Annotated in this window: 8 protein-coding genes; 6 read left to right on the top strand and 2 right to left on the bottom strand. The window is 72.0% G+C overall.

All coding sequences use genetic code 11. From position 1 onward, the window contains the following. Positions 1–89 precede the first annotated feature (89 nt). The 3 genes from ABZ783_RS23350 (at position 90) to ABZ783_RS23340 (ending at position 7,105) form a co-directional block, all read left to right on the top strand. Complete coding sequence (locus ABZ783_RS23350; protein ID WP_357441687.1) at positions 90–3,233, top strand: BTAD domain-containing putative transcriptional regulator; 3,144 nt, start codon at positions 90–92, stop codon at positions 3,231–3,233. A gap of 162 nt (positions 3,234–3,395) precedes the next feature. Further along, a complete protein-coding gene (locus tag ABZ783_RS23345; protein WP_357441686.1) occupies positions 3,396–5,051 on the top strand; it encodes a bifunctional 3-(3-hydroxy-phenyl)propionate/3-hydroxycinnamic acid hydroxylase in 1,656 nt (551 codons plus the stop codon). A gap of 449 nt (positions 5,052–5,500) precedes the next feature. After that, the gene (locus ABZ783_RS23340; RefSeq protein WP_357441684.1) at positions 5,501–7,105 is read left to right on the top strand and encodes a carboxylesterase family protein; all 1,605 of its coding nucleotides are present in this window, start codon (positions 5,501–5,503) and stop codon (positions 7,103–7,105) included. On the opposite strand, the gene ABZ783_RS23335 is transcribed toward ABZ783_RS23340, so the two are convergent. Further along, positions 7,062–7,676, bottom strand: a complete 615-nt coding sequence (locus ABZ783_RS23335; RefSeq protein ID WP_357441682.1) for a DinB family protein — start codon at positions 7,674–7,676, stop codon at positions 7,062–7,064. The two genes, ABZ783_RS23340 and ABZ783_RS23335, sit on opposite strands and share 44 nt — an antisense overlap. Positions 7,677–7,906: 230 nt before the next feature. Here ABZ783_RS23335 and ABZ783_RS23330 point away from each other — a divergent pair, with 230 nt between their 5' ends. The 3 genes from ABZ783_RS23330 (at position 7,907) to pepN (ending at position 15,202) form a co-directional block, all read left to right on the top strand. Further along, a complete protein-coding gene (locus tag ABZ783_RS23330; RefSeq protein WP_357441681.1) occupies positions 7,907–11,020 on the top strand; it encodes an amino acid adenylation domain-containing protein in 3,114 nt (1,037 codons plus the stop codon). A 90-nt stretch (positions 11,021–11,110) separates the two neighbouring features. Continuing rightward, on the top strand, positions 11,111–12,691 hold the full coding sequence (locus ABZ783_RS23325; RefSeq protein WP_357441680.1) for a methyltransferase: 1,581 nt from the start codon (positions 11,111–11,113) through the stop codon (positions 12,689–12,691). Between the two features lie 81 nt (positions 12,692–12,772). Next, positions 12,773–15,202, top strand: a complete 2,430-nt coding sequence (gene pepN / locus ABZ783_RS23320; RefSeq protein WP_357441678.1) for an aminopeptidase N — start codon at positions 12,773–12,775, stop codon at positions 15,200–15,202. A gap of 5 nt (positions 15,203–15,207) precedes the next feature. On the opposite strand, the gene ABZ783_RS23315 is transcribed toward pepN, so the two are convergent. Beyond that, positions 15,208–15,456 carry an MbtH family protein gene (locus ABZ783_RS23315; RefSeq protein ID WP_357441677.1) on the bottom strand — a complete coding sequence of 83 codons (249 nt, stop codon included), beginning with the start codon at positions 15,454–15,456 and terminating at the stop codon, positions 15,208–15,210. Positions 15,457–15,469 lie beyond the last annotated feature (13 nt).

The raw sequence follows: 15,469 nt of genomic DNA, 5'->3' as shown, positions 1-15,469 counted from the left end.
TCGGCGACCGCACGGTCGCCGACGCGGTGACACTAATCCGGCACACCCGGTGTCTTGACCGGGATGTGCGCGGGCGTTGTGGTGTTGGTGTGCAGTTTCATGTCCTGGGCCAGCTCGAGGTAGTCCGGAACGGACAACGGGTGCCGGCCGGCGGACCCAAGCAGCAAGCGTTGCTGGTCCTGCTGCTGTTACGGCTGAACCGGTTCGTCGCCTCCGACTGGCTGGTCGACGCGTTGTGGGACGGCCGGCCGCCGGTCAGCGGTCAGATGACGCTGCGCACGTACGTCGCCGGGTTGCGCCGGGCCCTGGAGCCGGACCGTGCCCCTCGCGGGCAGGGGGTGGTCGTCGTCGGCCACACCAGGGGATACGAGCTGCGAGCCGCGCCCGACGCCGTCGACGCGGTCCGGTTCGAGCGTCTGGTGGATCGTGCGGCGGCACTGCTCGCGGCGGGTGACGCCGCAGGGTCCGAGCAGTGCTACCGCGCCGGGTTGGCGCTGTGGCGTGGCGAGCCGTTGGCCGCCGCGGCAGATCTGGACGCGGTACGCCCGGAGGCGGCGCGGCTGGCCGAGCTGCGTCTCGACGCGGAGGAGGGATGCCTCACCGCCGGCCTTGCCGCCAACCGGCACGAGGCGGTCCTGCCCGCGCTGCGCAGATTCGTGGGTGCCCATCCGCTGCGGGAGGCTGCCCGGGCCCGGCTCATGCTGGCCCTCTACCGATCCGGGCGGCAGACCGACGCACTCGCCGTCTACGAGGAGGGCCGGCGGCTGCTGGCCGACGAGTACGGGCTCGACCCGGGCGAGCAGCTACGCGAGGCGCACCGGCTGGTCCTGGGACATGCCGTGGCCGTAGCGGCGGCGGTCGTGCCCGACCCGCCAACGGTCGTGCGGAAACCCGCTGCTGCGACCGGGCCGGCACTCGTGGGTGGCGGGGCGGCAACGGTCGAGGCGCCGCAGGCTCTCGCGGGGCGTGACACGGAGCTGGCGCGGCTCGGCGAGGCGCTGGCCGCGGCGACCGGCGGCGACGGCCGAGTGGTAGCCGTCGTGGGCGAGGCGGGGATCGGCAAGACCAGCCTCGCTGCTGCGCTCAGCGCTCAGGCCGCGACGTCCGGCACTCCGGTGGTGTGGGGGCGGTGTCCGGATCTGGGGCAGACGCCTCCGTTCTGGCTGTGGACCCAGGTGATCCGGAACCTACGGGCGATGCCGCAGGCGGGTGATGCCGCGTCGGCGCTGCCGCTGGACGGTTTCGCCGCCGGGCCGCTGACCGGGCCGGGCGACGCCGACGTGGAGCCGATGGCGCGGTTCCGGGTGTATGAGGCGGTGGCGGACCTGATCCGCGCCGTGGCCGGGCAGCGGGGGCTGCTCGTCGTGCTGGACGACCTGCACGCCGCGGACCCGGATTCGTTGCTGCTGCTGCGGTTTCTCTCCCCGCTTCTGACGGGCACCCGCGCCCTCGTCGTGGTCACGATGCGGCCGTACGACCGGAGTGCCGAGCTCCTGTCGACCGTTGCCGAACTGGCCCGTGGGCGGAACTTCATGCGGCTTCAGCTCACCGGCCTGGACGCGTCGTCGGTGGCGAGCCTGGTGGCGTCCGGTACCGGGGTGCGTCCGCGGAACGAAGCGGTGGCGAGCCTGGTGACCCGGACCGGCGGGAACCCGTTCTTCATCACCGAGCTGCTCCGGTCGGGAGCCGATCCGGTGACCGGAGAGCTGCCGCCAACCGTTCGGGACACCGTCCGGCTGCGGCTCGCCGAGCTGCCGCAGCCGGCGCGGGAGTGCCTGGACCTGCTCAGCGTCGCCGGGCACGATCTCGAACTGCTCGTGATGGCGGCGGTTCTCGGCGCGCCGGCGGGGGAGGTGGGCGAGCGCCTCGTTCCCGCGTACGCAGCCGCGCTCGTCGTCGAGGCGGGGCCGGGCCAGACGCGGTTCCGCCATCCGCTCTTCGCCGAGGTCGCCTACGCCGAGCTGCCCCCTCCCCGCCGGGCCGCGCTGCACGCCCGGCTCGCCGCCGCGGGCGAGCGGACCGGCGGCCTCACTCCCGCCGAGCTGGCCTACCACTACGGCCAGGCGATCGGACTCGGCCACCACGAAAACCAGCTGCGCTGGTCGCTGGTCGCCGCCGACGACGCGACCCGGCGCGTGGCGTACGAGGACGCCCTCGGGCACCTCGGCCGCGTCGCGCGGGGCCTCGCCCTGAACTCGGCGATCTCGCCGGACGCGGCGCGTACCGAGCTGGCGGTCCAGCTGCACCGGGCGTCCCTGCTCCAGATGACAGTGGGAGTCGGCAGCGACGCGGTCGACGAGGTCTGTTCCCGGGCGAGGCAACTGCTGGGGATGGTCGGACCGGAGGTGGACCTGCGACCGGCGCTGTGGGCGCTGGGCGAGCTCGCCGCCAACCGCGCCGACTTCGCGGTCTGCGGTGACCTCGCCCGGCGGCTTGTCACCGCCGAGGACGACGGCACCGGCCTGATCAGTGCGGCGGGCGAGTATCTGTTGGGCGTGGTCGGCTACTTCACCGGGCACCTGCCGGACGCGGAGCGGCATCTCACCGCCGCAATCGACCGGCTGCGCGAGGTCGACCTGCGGCTGCTCGGCCGGCAGGTCGGCCGTCGGCCGGTCCTGGCCGTCCACAACTTTCGGGCGCTGGTCCGCTCGCTGCGCGGCGAGGGCGCACCGGCTCGGGAGGACATCCTCGCCGCCGAGGTTCTCGCCGACCAGATCGACGATCCGTACGGCCGCGCCAACGCCGCACTCTTCGACGGCTGGCGGGCGCTGCAGGAACGCGACGTCATCGCGGTACGACTCGCGGCGGAGCGGTGCCGGGAACTCGGAGCGGCGAACGGGCTGCCGCACGTGGTGACGACGGGCGAATTCCTCACGCAGTGGGCCGCCGCCTACAGCGGGGAACGGGGCCGGCTGGCGGCGGCGCGGGCCGCCGGCGAGGCGATCTACCATCCCGGGCTGCGCTCCACCCGCACCATCACGCTCTGTGCCGTCGCCGACGCGTATCTGGTGGCGGGAGAGCGAGCCACCGCCGCGGAGCTGGCCGAGCAGGCGTTATCCGTGGCGGAGCAGCTGGGAGAGCGGGTCTGCGAGGCCGATCTGCGCCGGATCCGCGGCGACGCCCGGCACGACGCCGGGGAGTTGCGTGCCGGGGCCCGGCTCGCCGTCGAGCAGGACGCGCGGCTGCTGCTGACCCGCTTTCCGGACGACATGCTGCCGGCACACTCGCACTGACCTGCACCGACGGGGACGGACCGCGCGGGTCGGTACCGACCCGCGCGCCCAACCTCCACCTGGCCTCCACACGGCCTCCACACGACCTCCGCACCCGGCTGGTGTCGTCTACGGGCAGGAGCGACGACGGCCGTCGCGGAGTTTTCCCGGAAGGACCACCCCATGTCCCCGACTGATGCGGTCCACACCGTCGACGTTGCGGTGATCGGCTGCGGACCCGTCGGTGCGCTGACCGCCAACCTGCTCGGCATCCACGGGGTCCGTACCCTGGTCGTCGAGCGGAGCCGGCTGCCGCACGGCCAACCGCGCGCGTTCTCGTGCGACGACGAGGCATTGCGCATCTACCAGCAGGCCGGCCTCCTCGAGCAGGTGGGCCGCGACATGTACCCGGTAGCGGATGCCGAGTATGTCAACCGCAAGGGAAAGACCTTCGCGAGCATCGCGCTGTCGGAGGTGGACTTCGGCCTCGGCCACCCGCCGTTGAGCTTCTTCGATCAGCCGTCGCTGGAACAGACGCTGCGCGCCGGCCTGGACCGTTTCGACCACGTCGACCTCCGCCTCGGCACCGAGCTGGTGGCGCTGCGGCAGGACACCGAGGACGTGACGCTGACCCTGCGGGACATGGCCACCCGCCACACCTGGACGGTGCGAGCCCGCTACGTGCTCGGCTGCGACGGCGCCCGCAGCACCACCCGGGCCGCCGCCGGCATCGCCCTGACGGGGTCCAGCTACGCCGAGCCCTGGCTCGCCATTTCGGGGAAAGTGGCACCCGGCGGAATCCGCGTCGAGCGGACGACCTTCGTCTGTGACTGGTGGCGTCCAGCCTTCGTGTCACCGGGGGCGAAGGGAAGCTATCGCATGGAGTTCATGCTGCGCCCCGGTGAGACCGCCGACGAAGTATGCCAGCCGCAGAACGTGGACGCGCTGATGGAGCCGTACGTCGATCCGGCGCGCTTCACCACGACCCGCGCGGTGGTCTATACCTTCCACCACCTCGTCGCCCGGCAGTGGCGCGCCGGCCGGGTCTTCCTGCTCGGCGACGCCGCCCATCAGATGCCTCCGTTCATGGGACAAGGACTCTGTAGCGGACTGCGAGACGCGGCAAACCTTGCCTGGAAGCTCGCCCTGGTCCTCGCCGGTGACGCTGACCCAACGCTGCTGGAGACATACGAGGTCGAGCGGCGCCCACACGCCGCGGCGATGGCGCGGACGAGCGTACGCCTGGGGCGGGTCTTCCTGGCGCGGAGCCGGTCGGCGGCGTGGTTGCGTGACAAGTCCCTGCAGGCTGTCCAGACCGTCCCCCGGGTACGCAGGTTCGTCCGACACTTCGAGTTCAAGCCGGTGCCCGCTCACCCAAGTGGGCTGATGGCGGGCGATCGACGTACCGGCGGCGTGGGGACGATGTTTCCCCAGCCGCGGATTTGCACTGGGGCCTCACCCACGCCGCACCTCCTTGACGAAGCGCTCGGCGCCGGGTTCGCCGTGCTCGGACTCGCGAACAGTGCGGTGTTCAGGCCAGGGGAGTGGCAGGGGTTGTCGGTGCGTTTCGTCGTCGTGCATCCCGCAGGCACCGCGCCGGAAGATCTGCCACCAGTCCGCCAGTACGGCCGGGCATCACAAGTGGATCTCATCGATGTGGACGGAATCATCAGCGCCTGGCTGCGCCGGCATCGCGCTGGGGCGGTCGTGCTGCGGCCGGACCGGTTCGTCTTCGCAGTCGCAACGGCCAACCAGACCGGGCGAGTAGGCCGCATGCTGGCGGCGGCCCTCGGCGCGCCACAGCCCATCAGCGGGGCGGCCGCCCTCAACGTGGCCTAGCGAGGGATCGGCGGGCGTTGGCGGGCGCTCGGCTGACCAGAGCGTGTACATCGGCTGACGTACACGGCATTCAGCGTGCGGGCGGACGACTGGACGCCGCGACGCCCCGGAGCTGGGCAGTCATGGACGGCTCCAACGAGATGTCGACCACGGCGGGCGGCCACGAGTCGGCCGGATCCGCCGCCAGCCTACCGCCGAGTGGACGATCGGGCATGACGGAATCTCCTCGTGGCGCTGCTTCCGACGATGTCCGCCATGATGCGATCTGGCAGCCGCGTCGAGACCAGACGAGAAGCGAATGTTGACGTGCGTCCGCCGGCACACGGAGGGTGACGAGCATACGCCGTGGCGCGTACCGCGGCTCCGGGTCTGCTGCGTTCGCCGACGTAGGCCAGGTGTCGCCGTGGCGCGGATGAGGCACCAACGGGATGGCTCATAGCGTCGAGGCCATGAGATCAGCAGTTCGTATCGGCGCCACGCTAGCCGCGGTGGTCACCGCATTCACGGCCCAGACCGGCGCGGCCAGCGCCGAACCGTCGTCGGATCAGGCCGTCGTCGTCACCGACTCCGGCGCCCTACGGGGTACGGTCGCCACCGACCACCGGACGTTCTCCGGCATTCCCTACGCGGCACCTCCGGTCGGTGGCCGGCGCTGGCGCGCCCCGCTGCCGCCACACCCGTGGCAGACGGTGCGTGACGCGACCCGGCCCGCTAGTCCGTGTCTACAGATGGGCGGGCCGGCCGGATCCAGCGTGGTCGGCAGCGAGGACTGCCTGTACCTGAACATCACCACGCCGGCCGGTAGGAACACCCGGCACCTACCCGTCATGGTGTGGCTACCCGGTGGGGGCTTCGTGTCCGGGTCCGGCAGCGACTACGACCCGACCCGACTCGCGGTATCCGGGCGCGTGGTGGTGGTGACCGTCAACTATCGCCTCGGCGCGCTCGGCTTCCTCGACCACCCGGCGCTCGCCTCGACCGAACCGGCCGCCGGCAACTTCGGCATCGCCGACCAGCAGGCAGCACTGCGCTGGGTGGGACGCAACATCGCCCGGTTCGGCGGCGACGCTCACAACATCACCCTCGCCGGCCAGTCGGCCGGCGCATACAGCACCTGCACACAGCTGGCGTCACCGCCGGCAGCCGGCTTGTTCCAGAAGGCGATCGTGCAGAGCGGCCCGTGCGGCAATTCGATGGTGACGCGGCCGGTGGCCCAGACCCGAGGTGACCAGCTGGCCCGCGACCTCGGGTGTTCAGCGGCGAACGACGTACCGGCCTGCCTGCGCGGCGTTGCGGCCAGCCGGCTGGTCGGTATCGGCGGCGACCGGGTCTTCACCGCCACCGCCCGCATCGCCGATCTGCCCTGGCTGCCCGTGGCCGGCACCCCCATGCTGCCGTACCAGCCGCTGGAGGCGATGCGACGAGGCCTGGCCGCCCGCGTACCGCTGATTCAGGGCAGCACGCGGGACGAGATGCGTACCTTCGTCGGGGTCAACTACGACTTCCAAGGCCACCCGCTGACAGCCGACCAGTACCCGGGTGTCCTCGCCCAGGTGTTCGGTGCCGACGCAGCCGGAGTGCTGGCCCGGTACCCGGCCAGCGCCTACGCCAGCCCCGGCGTCGCGCTTGCCACCGTGCTCACCGACTGGGGACACAAGTTCGGCGGTTGTACGGTGCTGTCCGCCGACCAGGCGGCGTCGAGGCGGGCCCCGGTCTACGCCTACGAGTTCGCCGAGGACCCGGGCCAGATTGTTGGCGGCTTCGCGATGGGTGTCGGCCACGGGGCCGAACTGCCGTATCTGTTCGACGGGGCGTACAACGCTCCCGGCGGCTCCCCAGTCCTCAACCGGCAGCAACAGCGGCTGTCCCGCGAGATGATCGCGTACTGGTCCAACTTTGCCGCCACCGGCGATCCCAACAGAACGGGGCTACCCCACTGGTCCGCATACCGGGGCGACGGGCGCCTACTGTCGCTGGTCGCCGGCACCGCGGGCATCACCTCGACGCACTTCAGCCGGGCCCACCGATGCGGGTTCTGGAACGCGATTCACTGAGTGTCGCGCCGCGAATACCTTTCCACCCGTAAAGGTCCCGAAGCAAGCAGATCTCTGCGCCGTGGTGGACGATCTCCACATGGGTGTACAGGATGAGCCTGGCCATCGGCGCATCCGCGTAGGCCGGTGGTGAGATGGCGCCTTGCGGCCGGGCGAGGCCTGCCGTGCCGAGGCGGCGCACGTCCCGGATCCAGGCATCGTGCCCTTCATCGAGTTGACGCAGCGCCCCTTGTGCGGTGCCTGAGTAGCTGACCGCCGAGTGATCGGCCGACGGGCCGTCGAAGTGGGGTGCGGCCGGTGGCCCGAAGACGTCGGTGAGGTGGGCAAGCCTCCACGCGATCGTCGTGACCGGTTCGCGATCGTGCGGCGGCCTGGCGTAGTCCATGGTGAACTCGCCCCCGCCGATCGACATCGGCGCCGAGCTCTCGCCGCGGCGGCTGATCGTCCAGCAGCCAGGCACCGGCTGCCAGAAGTACTCATCGTCGGTCAGGCCGTTCAATCGCGGCCGAAGTCGATGCTGCCAGTGCCACTCAAGCTGATCGACCAACTCGAAGCCCCAGTCGACGTCCACGGCTCCGACACTAGCCCCAAAGCGTGGTGAGAAGGGTTATCAGCGGAGGTCGTCGAGGGTCCAGGCCTGCTGACGCGTCGCGGGCGCAGGACCTGGGATCCGAGTGCGCCGGCGGGCAGGCGACGGCGATAGCAAGCGGGGAGATGCGACCCGTCGACGGCGACGACGAGCATGAATCCAGATGTAGCGCCCAGTGTCGACCCGAGATGGCGAAACCAGTAGGAGGCGGGATGACGACGGACGAGCTCAACCGCGCGGTGACCGGCCCGGATGGCGCCGTGCGCGACGAATGGACCGCACTGGCGGCGGAGGTAATCGGGTGCCCGGTCGAGACGGTGCAGGACCGGGCGGACACCGCGTCCTTCATCGACCTGGGTGGTACCTCGTTGCGCGCGGCCGACTTCGCGGCCAGGGTTGAGCGTCGCCTCGGAATCTCGCCGCCGCTGCGCGCCCTGCGCGGGTCGGTGCCCCTCGCGCAGGCCATGGCTCAGGCGGGCGAATACCGGCCGGTGCCGGCCAGCGCGCCGACGACCTCGGCGTACCGGCCGTTGCTGCCCAGCCAGGATGGCATGCTGATGGCCGAGGGCCAGCACGGCGGTCGCGGTGTCCGGGTGCTGTTCACCGCCGAGAGCGCCACGCCGTTCGAACCTGACCGGCTGCGGGCGACGCTGGCCGAGCTGACCAAAAGCCACGAGGCGCTGCGTACCGCTTTCATCCGCACCGATACCGGCTATGCCAGGCGGGTACTGGCCACCTGGCAGCCACGGCTGATCGAACAGCGGCTGGCCCCGCCGCCTGGCGTGGATCCGGTGACGATCGTGCACGCCCAGCTCGCGGCCAGCCCCGACCTGCTCGCGCCGTTCACCGAGCCGCCTGTGCTGTTCGTGCACAGCCAGGTCGACGGCGGGCCGGACCTGCTGTCGATCCTGGTGCATCACGCGATCCTGGACGGATGGGCGCTGGCCCAGTTCTGGCGCGCGTTCGCCCGCGCGTACACCGCCGGCACCGCAGAGCCGGGCCCGTCGCCGGAGCTGATCGTGTCCCGGTACCAGGAGCTCACCGAGAGCGGCCGGCTCGCCGAGCTGACCCAGCTCGCGGTCGCCGACCTTGCCAACCTGCCCGGAACCGTCCTGCTGCCCGTCGACCGGGCCCGGCCGGAGACCCCGGACGTCCGCGGGGCACACCTGCCGTTCGGGCTCAGCGCCGAGCTGCGGGACCGGGTCATGAAGACGGCGCGGCAGCTCGGGGTGACCCACACCGTCGTACTCTTCACCGCTTGGGCGACGGCGGTGGGGCGGCGTGCCGGGCTCCGGGACCTCGCTGTCGGGGTCGGCATGTCCGGTCGGCAGGTCGCGGAGCTGCACGACGTCCTCGGGCTGTGCGTGCGCATCGTGCCGGTGCGGTGCCGGCTCGACGACACTCGTACCGTCGCCGAGCATCTGCGGGCCTGCGCCGCCGCCTGGGCGGCCGCCGCCGAGCGGGCCGAGCTGCCGCTGGAGCACATCATCCCGGCGCTCGGCCAGGACGAAGTCATCGATCGGATGCCGGTCATCCAGGCCGTGTTCGAGGCGCACGACGAGCTGCTGGGCGGGCGGGTGCGGGAGGGCGAGCTGGACCTGACCCTGCACGAGGGGTACGGCGGCGCCTCGCACATGGAGACCACAATGTTCCTGACCAGTTGGGGCGAGCGCCCGGTGCTGCAGCTGGAGTACCAGCCGGCGGTGTTCGGCCCCGGCGAGGCGGTCGATCTGGTCGAAGGGTTCACGGCGGCGCTGGAAGAGCTGGTCGCGGACGTGAACGCGCCGCTGTCGTCGGTACGGGCGATCTCGGCGGGGCAGCGGGAGCGGCTCGCCGCGCTGTCCGACGGGCCGGCCACCGACTGTGCGGCCGGGCTGTGGCAGTTGTTCGAGGAGACGGCCGCGCGGCACCCGGACGCGGTCGCGGTCGAGACGCTGACGTACGACGAGCTCCTTGCCGCCGCACGTACTCACGCGTCCGCACTGGCCGATGTCCGCCCGGGTGACCGGGTCGTCCTCGCCGTGCCGCGCGGGGTCGCCGAGGTCGTGGCCGTGCTCGCCGTTCTGCACCGGGGCGCGGCGTACGTGGGGATCGACGCCGACGCACCGCGGGAATGGCTCGCCGAGATCCTGCGGCAGGTCTCGCCACGTGCGGTCATCGGCTCGCCCGAGCTGGCCGAGTTGGCCTCCTGCCCGGCGATCCCACCATGGGCGCCGACCGACCCGCTGGTACCCGGACCCGAACCGGCACCGGCCGACCCGGCCCGGACCGCGTACCTCGCCTTCACGTCCGGCTCGACCGGTCGGCCCAAGGGGGTACCGGTGCCGCACCGCGCGGTCGTGCGCCTGGTCCGCGACGCCGGCTACGTCCGGCTCGGCCCGGACGAGCGGTACCTGCGCCTCGCGCCGCTGGCGTTCGACGCCTCCACGCTGGAGCTGTTCGCGCCCCTGCTGTCCGGCGCCAGCCTTCAGGTCTTCCCCGACGGGCCGGTCGCGCCGACCGAGCTGGCCCGGTTCCTCGTCGAACGTCGGGTGAGCGTGCTGTGGCTGACCGCCGGCCTGTTCCGGCTCGTGGTCGACCATCGGCCCGAGGCGTTCGCGCCCGTACGGCAGGTGCTCACCGGCGGCGACGTGGTCCCGCCGGAGCAGGTACGGCGGCTGCTCGAGCGGTACCCGGGGCTACGGGTCACCAACGGGTACGGACCGACCGAGTGCACCACGTTCACCACGGTCCACCACCTCGACTCGCCGGCCGAGGTGAGCGACCCGCTGCCGATCGGCCGGCCGGTCCCGGGTACCCGGGTGTTCGTGCTCGACGAGGACGGCCATCCGGTGCCGCCGGGCGCGGTCGGTGAGCTGTGCGTCGGCGGTGCCGGTCTCGCCGACGGTTACCTGGGCGCGCCCGAGGAGACCGCCCGAGCGTTCGGGGGGCGGGCGCCGGACACGGGCGAACGCTTGTACCGCACCGGGGACCTGGTGCGCTGGGACGGGCGCGGGCGCCTGGTCTTCATCGGCCGGCGCGACCACCAGATGAAGGTACGCGGGTTCCGGGTCGAGCCGGACGCGGTGGCGCGGCGGCTGCGCGAGCACCCGCAGGTACGGGACGCGGTCGTGGCCGGCGACGGTGATCCCGGCGCCGACCGGCGCCTGCTTGCCGGCGTCATCGTCGCCGACCCGGCCCCGTCCGTGGCGGAGCTGCGGGCCTGGATCGCAGACGCGCTGCCGTCCTGGGCGGTACCGGAGCTGTGGTCGTTCACCGATGCGTTCCCGTTGACCAGCAACGCGAAGGTGGACCTGCAGGCCCTGGCCAAGCACGCGGTCGCCTAGGGGTAGGACCAGCTGTCGTTCGCCGAGGGAGCAGCTGCTGATGGAGCCGGATGGATTGGTGGAGAGATGACAGGTAAGTCTGTTCCGCAGTTGTTCGCCGGTCAGGTCGACGAGATCGAAGCCGTCGTCAACGCGCATCCACAGGTACACCGTGCCGTGGTGATCGCCCGCGAGGACGGCCCCGGAGATCGTCGCCTGGTGACCTATGTCATCCCCGAAGACACTGTGCCGCACGGCGATTCCGGGCCCTCCGCGAATGCCAGCGCGGGTGACTTCGTGGCGCAGTGGCGCCGGGTGTACGACGACCTGTACTCCGAGGTGATTTCGGTCGATGACCCCCAGCTGGGTCGGCTCGGTTCGGATTTCAGCGGCTGGAACAGCAGCTACACCGGTGGGGCGATTCCGGTCGAGGAGATGATGCTGTGGCGGGCGGCCACGGTGGACCGGATCCGAGGCTTGAAACCCGTCAGGTTGCTCGAGATCGGGGTCGGTTCGGGGTTGCTGATGTCGCACCTGGCCGCGGACTGCGTGGAGTACCGGGCTACGGACTTCTCCCCGGTGACCATCGCGAAGCTGCGGGCCCGCCTGAAGGCCACAGGTGTGCCCTGGGCCGACCGGGTGCACCTGCGGGTGGCCGAAGCCATCGAGACCGACAGGCTGCCCGAAGGGTACTTCGACACGGTGGTCATCAACTCGGTGGCGATGCACTTTCCCGGGCACGGGTATCTGCGCCGGGTGATCGAGCAGGCGCTGCGGGTGCTCGCACCGGGTGGCTCGTTGTTCCTGGGCGACATCCGGAACCTGAGTCTGCTCGAGGAGTTCTTCACCGCGGTGCAACTCGCGCGGGACCCGTCCGCGGAGCCGGCGACGATCCACGAACGGGCCCGCCGGGCGGTGGCGGCGGAGGACGAGTTGCTGCTCGCTCCGGAGTACTTCGTGGCGACGGCCCGGGAGTTGGCCGATGTCGCGGGGGTCGATATCCAGCTCAAGCGTGGCGCCGCGGTCAACGAGTTGACCCGGTACCGCTACGACGTGGTGTTGCACAAGGGCCCGACTCGGGTGCACTCGCTCGCCGACGTACCTCGGGTCGCGTTCGCCGACCTGGCGTGCCGCGACATCGGAGACTTCGGCGACCACCTTGAACGGATCATGGGTGAGCAGCCCGGCGGGAGCCTGCGCGTCACGGGAATCCCGCACGGTGGGCTGGTCAATGAAATCGCTGCAGTACAACGCATCCGGCGCGGACAACCGGCCTCGACCTTGGCCGCGCCGGACGGTGGCGCGCAGGCGGAGGCGGGGTGGCTTCCGGAAGACCTGCACCTTCTCGCGGAGCGCCTGGGCTGGAAAGCCGCGGTGACCTGGTCGGTGCAGCCGGACTGCATGGACGCGGTCTTTCTCGGTCCCGGAGCCCTCGCCCAGGCGTCGCAAACGGGCGACCGCGCGGTGTTGACGGACCTGTACGAGGCGCGGGAGCCGCTGGAGCGGGCGGCCCGATACGCCAACTATCCGCACGCTTCGGTGTTGGCCGACGATGTGCGCCGGTTCGTCGCCGAGCGAGTACCCGGATCCATGGTTCCCGTCGTCGTCGTCGATCAGTTTCCGTTGACGGTGGACGGCGAACTCGACCGTGCGGCGCTGCCTGCGCCGGACTTCACGTCCGAGCACGGGTAGCCGTAAGAGGTCGGGAGCCTGCGCGACGACCGGGTGTTCCGCCCGGCGGCGGCCGCGCCGATCGACCTCCGAGGAGGACCGATGAGCACGGGCAGCCTGACCCAGGCGGAGGCCGAGCACCGTGCCGCCCTGCTGTCGGTGCGGCACTATGAGATAACCGTCGACTTCACCGACCTGCCCACCGGGCCGGCGGTGCGGTGCGTGTCCACCGTGGCGTTCACCTGCGCCGAGCCGGGGGCGGAGACGTTCGTCGACTGCGCCGCCCGGGTGCTGGCCGGCACGCAGAACGGCGAACCACTGCCGCCGGCGGCCGACGGCCGGATCCCGCTGCCCGCCCTCGCCGCGGAGAACACCCTGCGGGTGGAGACCGTGCAGGCCGACACGACCGACGGCGCCGGGGTGCACAAGGTCGTCGATCCGGCCGACGGCGAGGTGTATGTGTGGATGACCTTCGAGCCCGACGCGGCGCACCGGGTCTGGGCCTGCTTCGACCAGCCCGACCTGAAGGCCCCGCACACGTTCGCCGTCACCGCGCCCGCCGCCTGGGTCGTCACCAGCAACAGCGGCGATCCCAAGGTGGAGACCCTGGACGGCGTGCGGCGCTGGACCTTTCCCGCCACGCCACCGCTGTCGCCGTACAACACGGTGGTCAACGCGGGCCCGCTGCACGAGATCCGCCGCGAAGCCGCCGGTCACGACCTCGGCATCTTCGCCCGCCGCTCGCTGGCTGCGGTCCTCGAACGCGACGCCGACGAGATCTTCACCGTCACCACGCAGGGCCTGGCCTTCTTCGGTGACGTCTTCGGCATGCCGTTCCCGCAGCGCAAGTACGACCAGGTGTTCATGCCTGAGTTCGGCGGCGCGATGGAGAACTACGGGTGTGTCACCTGGTCCGACGCGGCGCTGCGGCGCGCCGCGCCCACCCCGGCCGAGCGTGAGGTGCTGGCCACCGTCCTGCTGCACGAGATGGCGCACATATGGTTCGGCAACATCGTGACCATGCGCTGGTGGGACGACCTCTGGCTGAATGAGGCGTTCGCCGAGTTCGCGTGCTACTGGGCGGCGTCGCGCGCCACCCGCTACACCGACGCGTGGGCGGGCCTGCTTGTTGGGGACAAGCTGTCGGCGTACCTGGCGGACCAGGGGCCGACGTCGCACCCGATCCGCCAGCCGGTGCCGGACGTCGCCGAGGCCGCGTCGATCTTCGATGCCATCACCTACCCCAAGGGTGCCGCGGTGCTCCGGCAGCTGGCGACATATGTCGGTGAGGAGAACTTCGTCACCGGCATGAAGGCCTACTTCGCCCGGCACGCCTGGGGCAACACCACGCTGCAGGACCTGATCGACGCGCTCGCCGCGGCCTCGGGCCGGGACCTGGACCGGTGGCGAGCCGGCTGGCTGGACACGGCCGGCACCGACCGGCTGACACTGGAGCCCGACGGCGCCGGCCTGGTGCTGGCCGGAGTCGGGCCGGACGGCCCGCCGCGACCGCAGGTCCTGGCGGTGGGCGCCTACACGCGCGGCGCAGCCGGGCTGGCGCGCACCGCGCTGGCCGAGGTCGACGTGCAGGGTCCGCGGACCCCGGTCGACCTGCCGGCCGGAGCCGACTTCTACCTGGTCAACGACGAGGACCTGACCTACGCCAGGACCCGGCCGGCGGGCGGGGCGGAGGCCCTGGTGGCGGCCGCCGGCGAGCTGCCCACCGCGGTGTCCCGGGGCGTCGTCGTCGCCATCTTGTGGGACATGCTGACCACCGGCGAGGCGACCCCGGAGCAAACGGTGCGCTGCCTCACCGCCGTGCTCGCGGTCGAGACGTCCGACGCGGTGATCGAGCCGTACCTCCGGCTGGCCGGCAACGCCGCCGAGCTGTGGGCGGGCGACGACCGGCGCGACGCGCTGCTGGCCGCGGTGGCCGAGGCGTGCCTGGCCCTCGCCGAGCAGCCCGGCCGCCGGCAGGTGGCGCTGCGCGGGCTGGCCCGGGTCGCCCGCGACCTCGACGAGGTGGCCCGGCTGCGGGAGCTGGCCGGCGACGACGTCCACCTGCACTGGCGCGCCCTCATCCGCACCGCCGAGCTCGGCGGTGCGACCGGGGACGCCGCGCGCGAGCTGCTCGCCCGCGATCCCGACCCGGACGCCCGGTACCAGGCGCTGGCGGTGCGCGCGGCGGCGCCCGACGCCGACGGGAAGGCCGCCGTCTGGCAGGCCATGGCGGTCGAGCGGACGGTGCCGATCGGCTCGCTCACCACGGTCACCACGGCGTTCTGGCGCCCCGGGCAGGACGCGCTGCTCGCCGAGTACGCCGACCGGTACCTGAAGGTCCTGCCCGAACTGGACCGCGCCGGGATGATCCCGGCGATGGCGTACTCCCAGCGGATGTTCCCGGTGTTCGGCATCGGCGCCGACTTCCCGGCCCGGGCCGAGGCGGCCGCCGAGGCGGCCGCGCCGGTCGTGCGCAAGGCGGTGCGGGAGCGCGCCGACGAGCTGCGCCGGATGCTGCGCTCCCGCACCTGAGCCAGTCAGCCGCCGGCGGAGGGCTGGCCCTCTGCGAGACGGTCCGCGTCCATGGCCCGGGCGAGGCTGGCGGGTCGCATGTCGGTCCAGGTCCGTTCGACGAAGTCGAGACTGTCCTGCCGGCTGTCCGCCGGGTGCACGCAGCGCCAGCCGGCGGGCACCTCCGCGGCGGCCGGCCAGAGCGAGTACTGCGCCTCGTCGTTGACCAGCACCAGGTATTCGCTGTCGTCGTTCTCGAACGGGTTCGTCGTCATCATCGCTCCTCGG

The sequence above is a fragment of the Micromonospora sp. NPDC047738 genome (genome assembly GCF_040642675.1).
Lineage (GTDB): Bacteria > Actinomycetota > Actinomycetes > Mycobacteriales > Micromonosporaceae > Micromonospora.
Note: the sequence above shows the minus strand (reverse complement) of the source record. Positions and strands in the feature narration are given on the sequence as shown.

Bases quoted from the DNA above. Each gene is read 5' to 3' on its own strand.
- ABZ783_RS23345 (WP_357441686.1), top strand. From the start codon at position 3,396: ATGTCCCCGACTGATGCGGTCCACACCGTCGACGTTGCGGTGATCGGC.
- ABZ783_RS23340 (WP_357441684.1), top strand. From the start codon at position 5,501: ATGAGATCAGCAGTTCGTATCGGCGCCACGCTAGCCGCGGTGGTCACC.
- ABZ783_RS23330 (WP_357441681.1), top strand. From the start codon at position 7,907: ATGACGACGGACGAGCTCAACCGCGCGGTGACCGGCCCGGATGGCGCC.
- pepN (WP_357441678.1), top strand. From the start codon at position 12,773: ATGAGCACGGGCAGCCTGACCCAGGCGGAGGCCGAGCACCGTGCCGCC.
- ABZ783_RS23315 (WP_357441677.1), bottom strand. From the start codon at position 15,456: ATGACGACGAACCCGTTCGAGAACGACGACAGCGAATACCTGGTGCTG.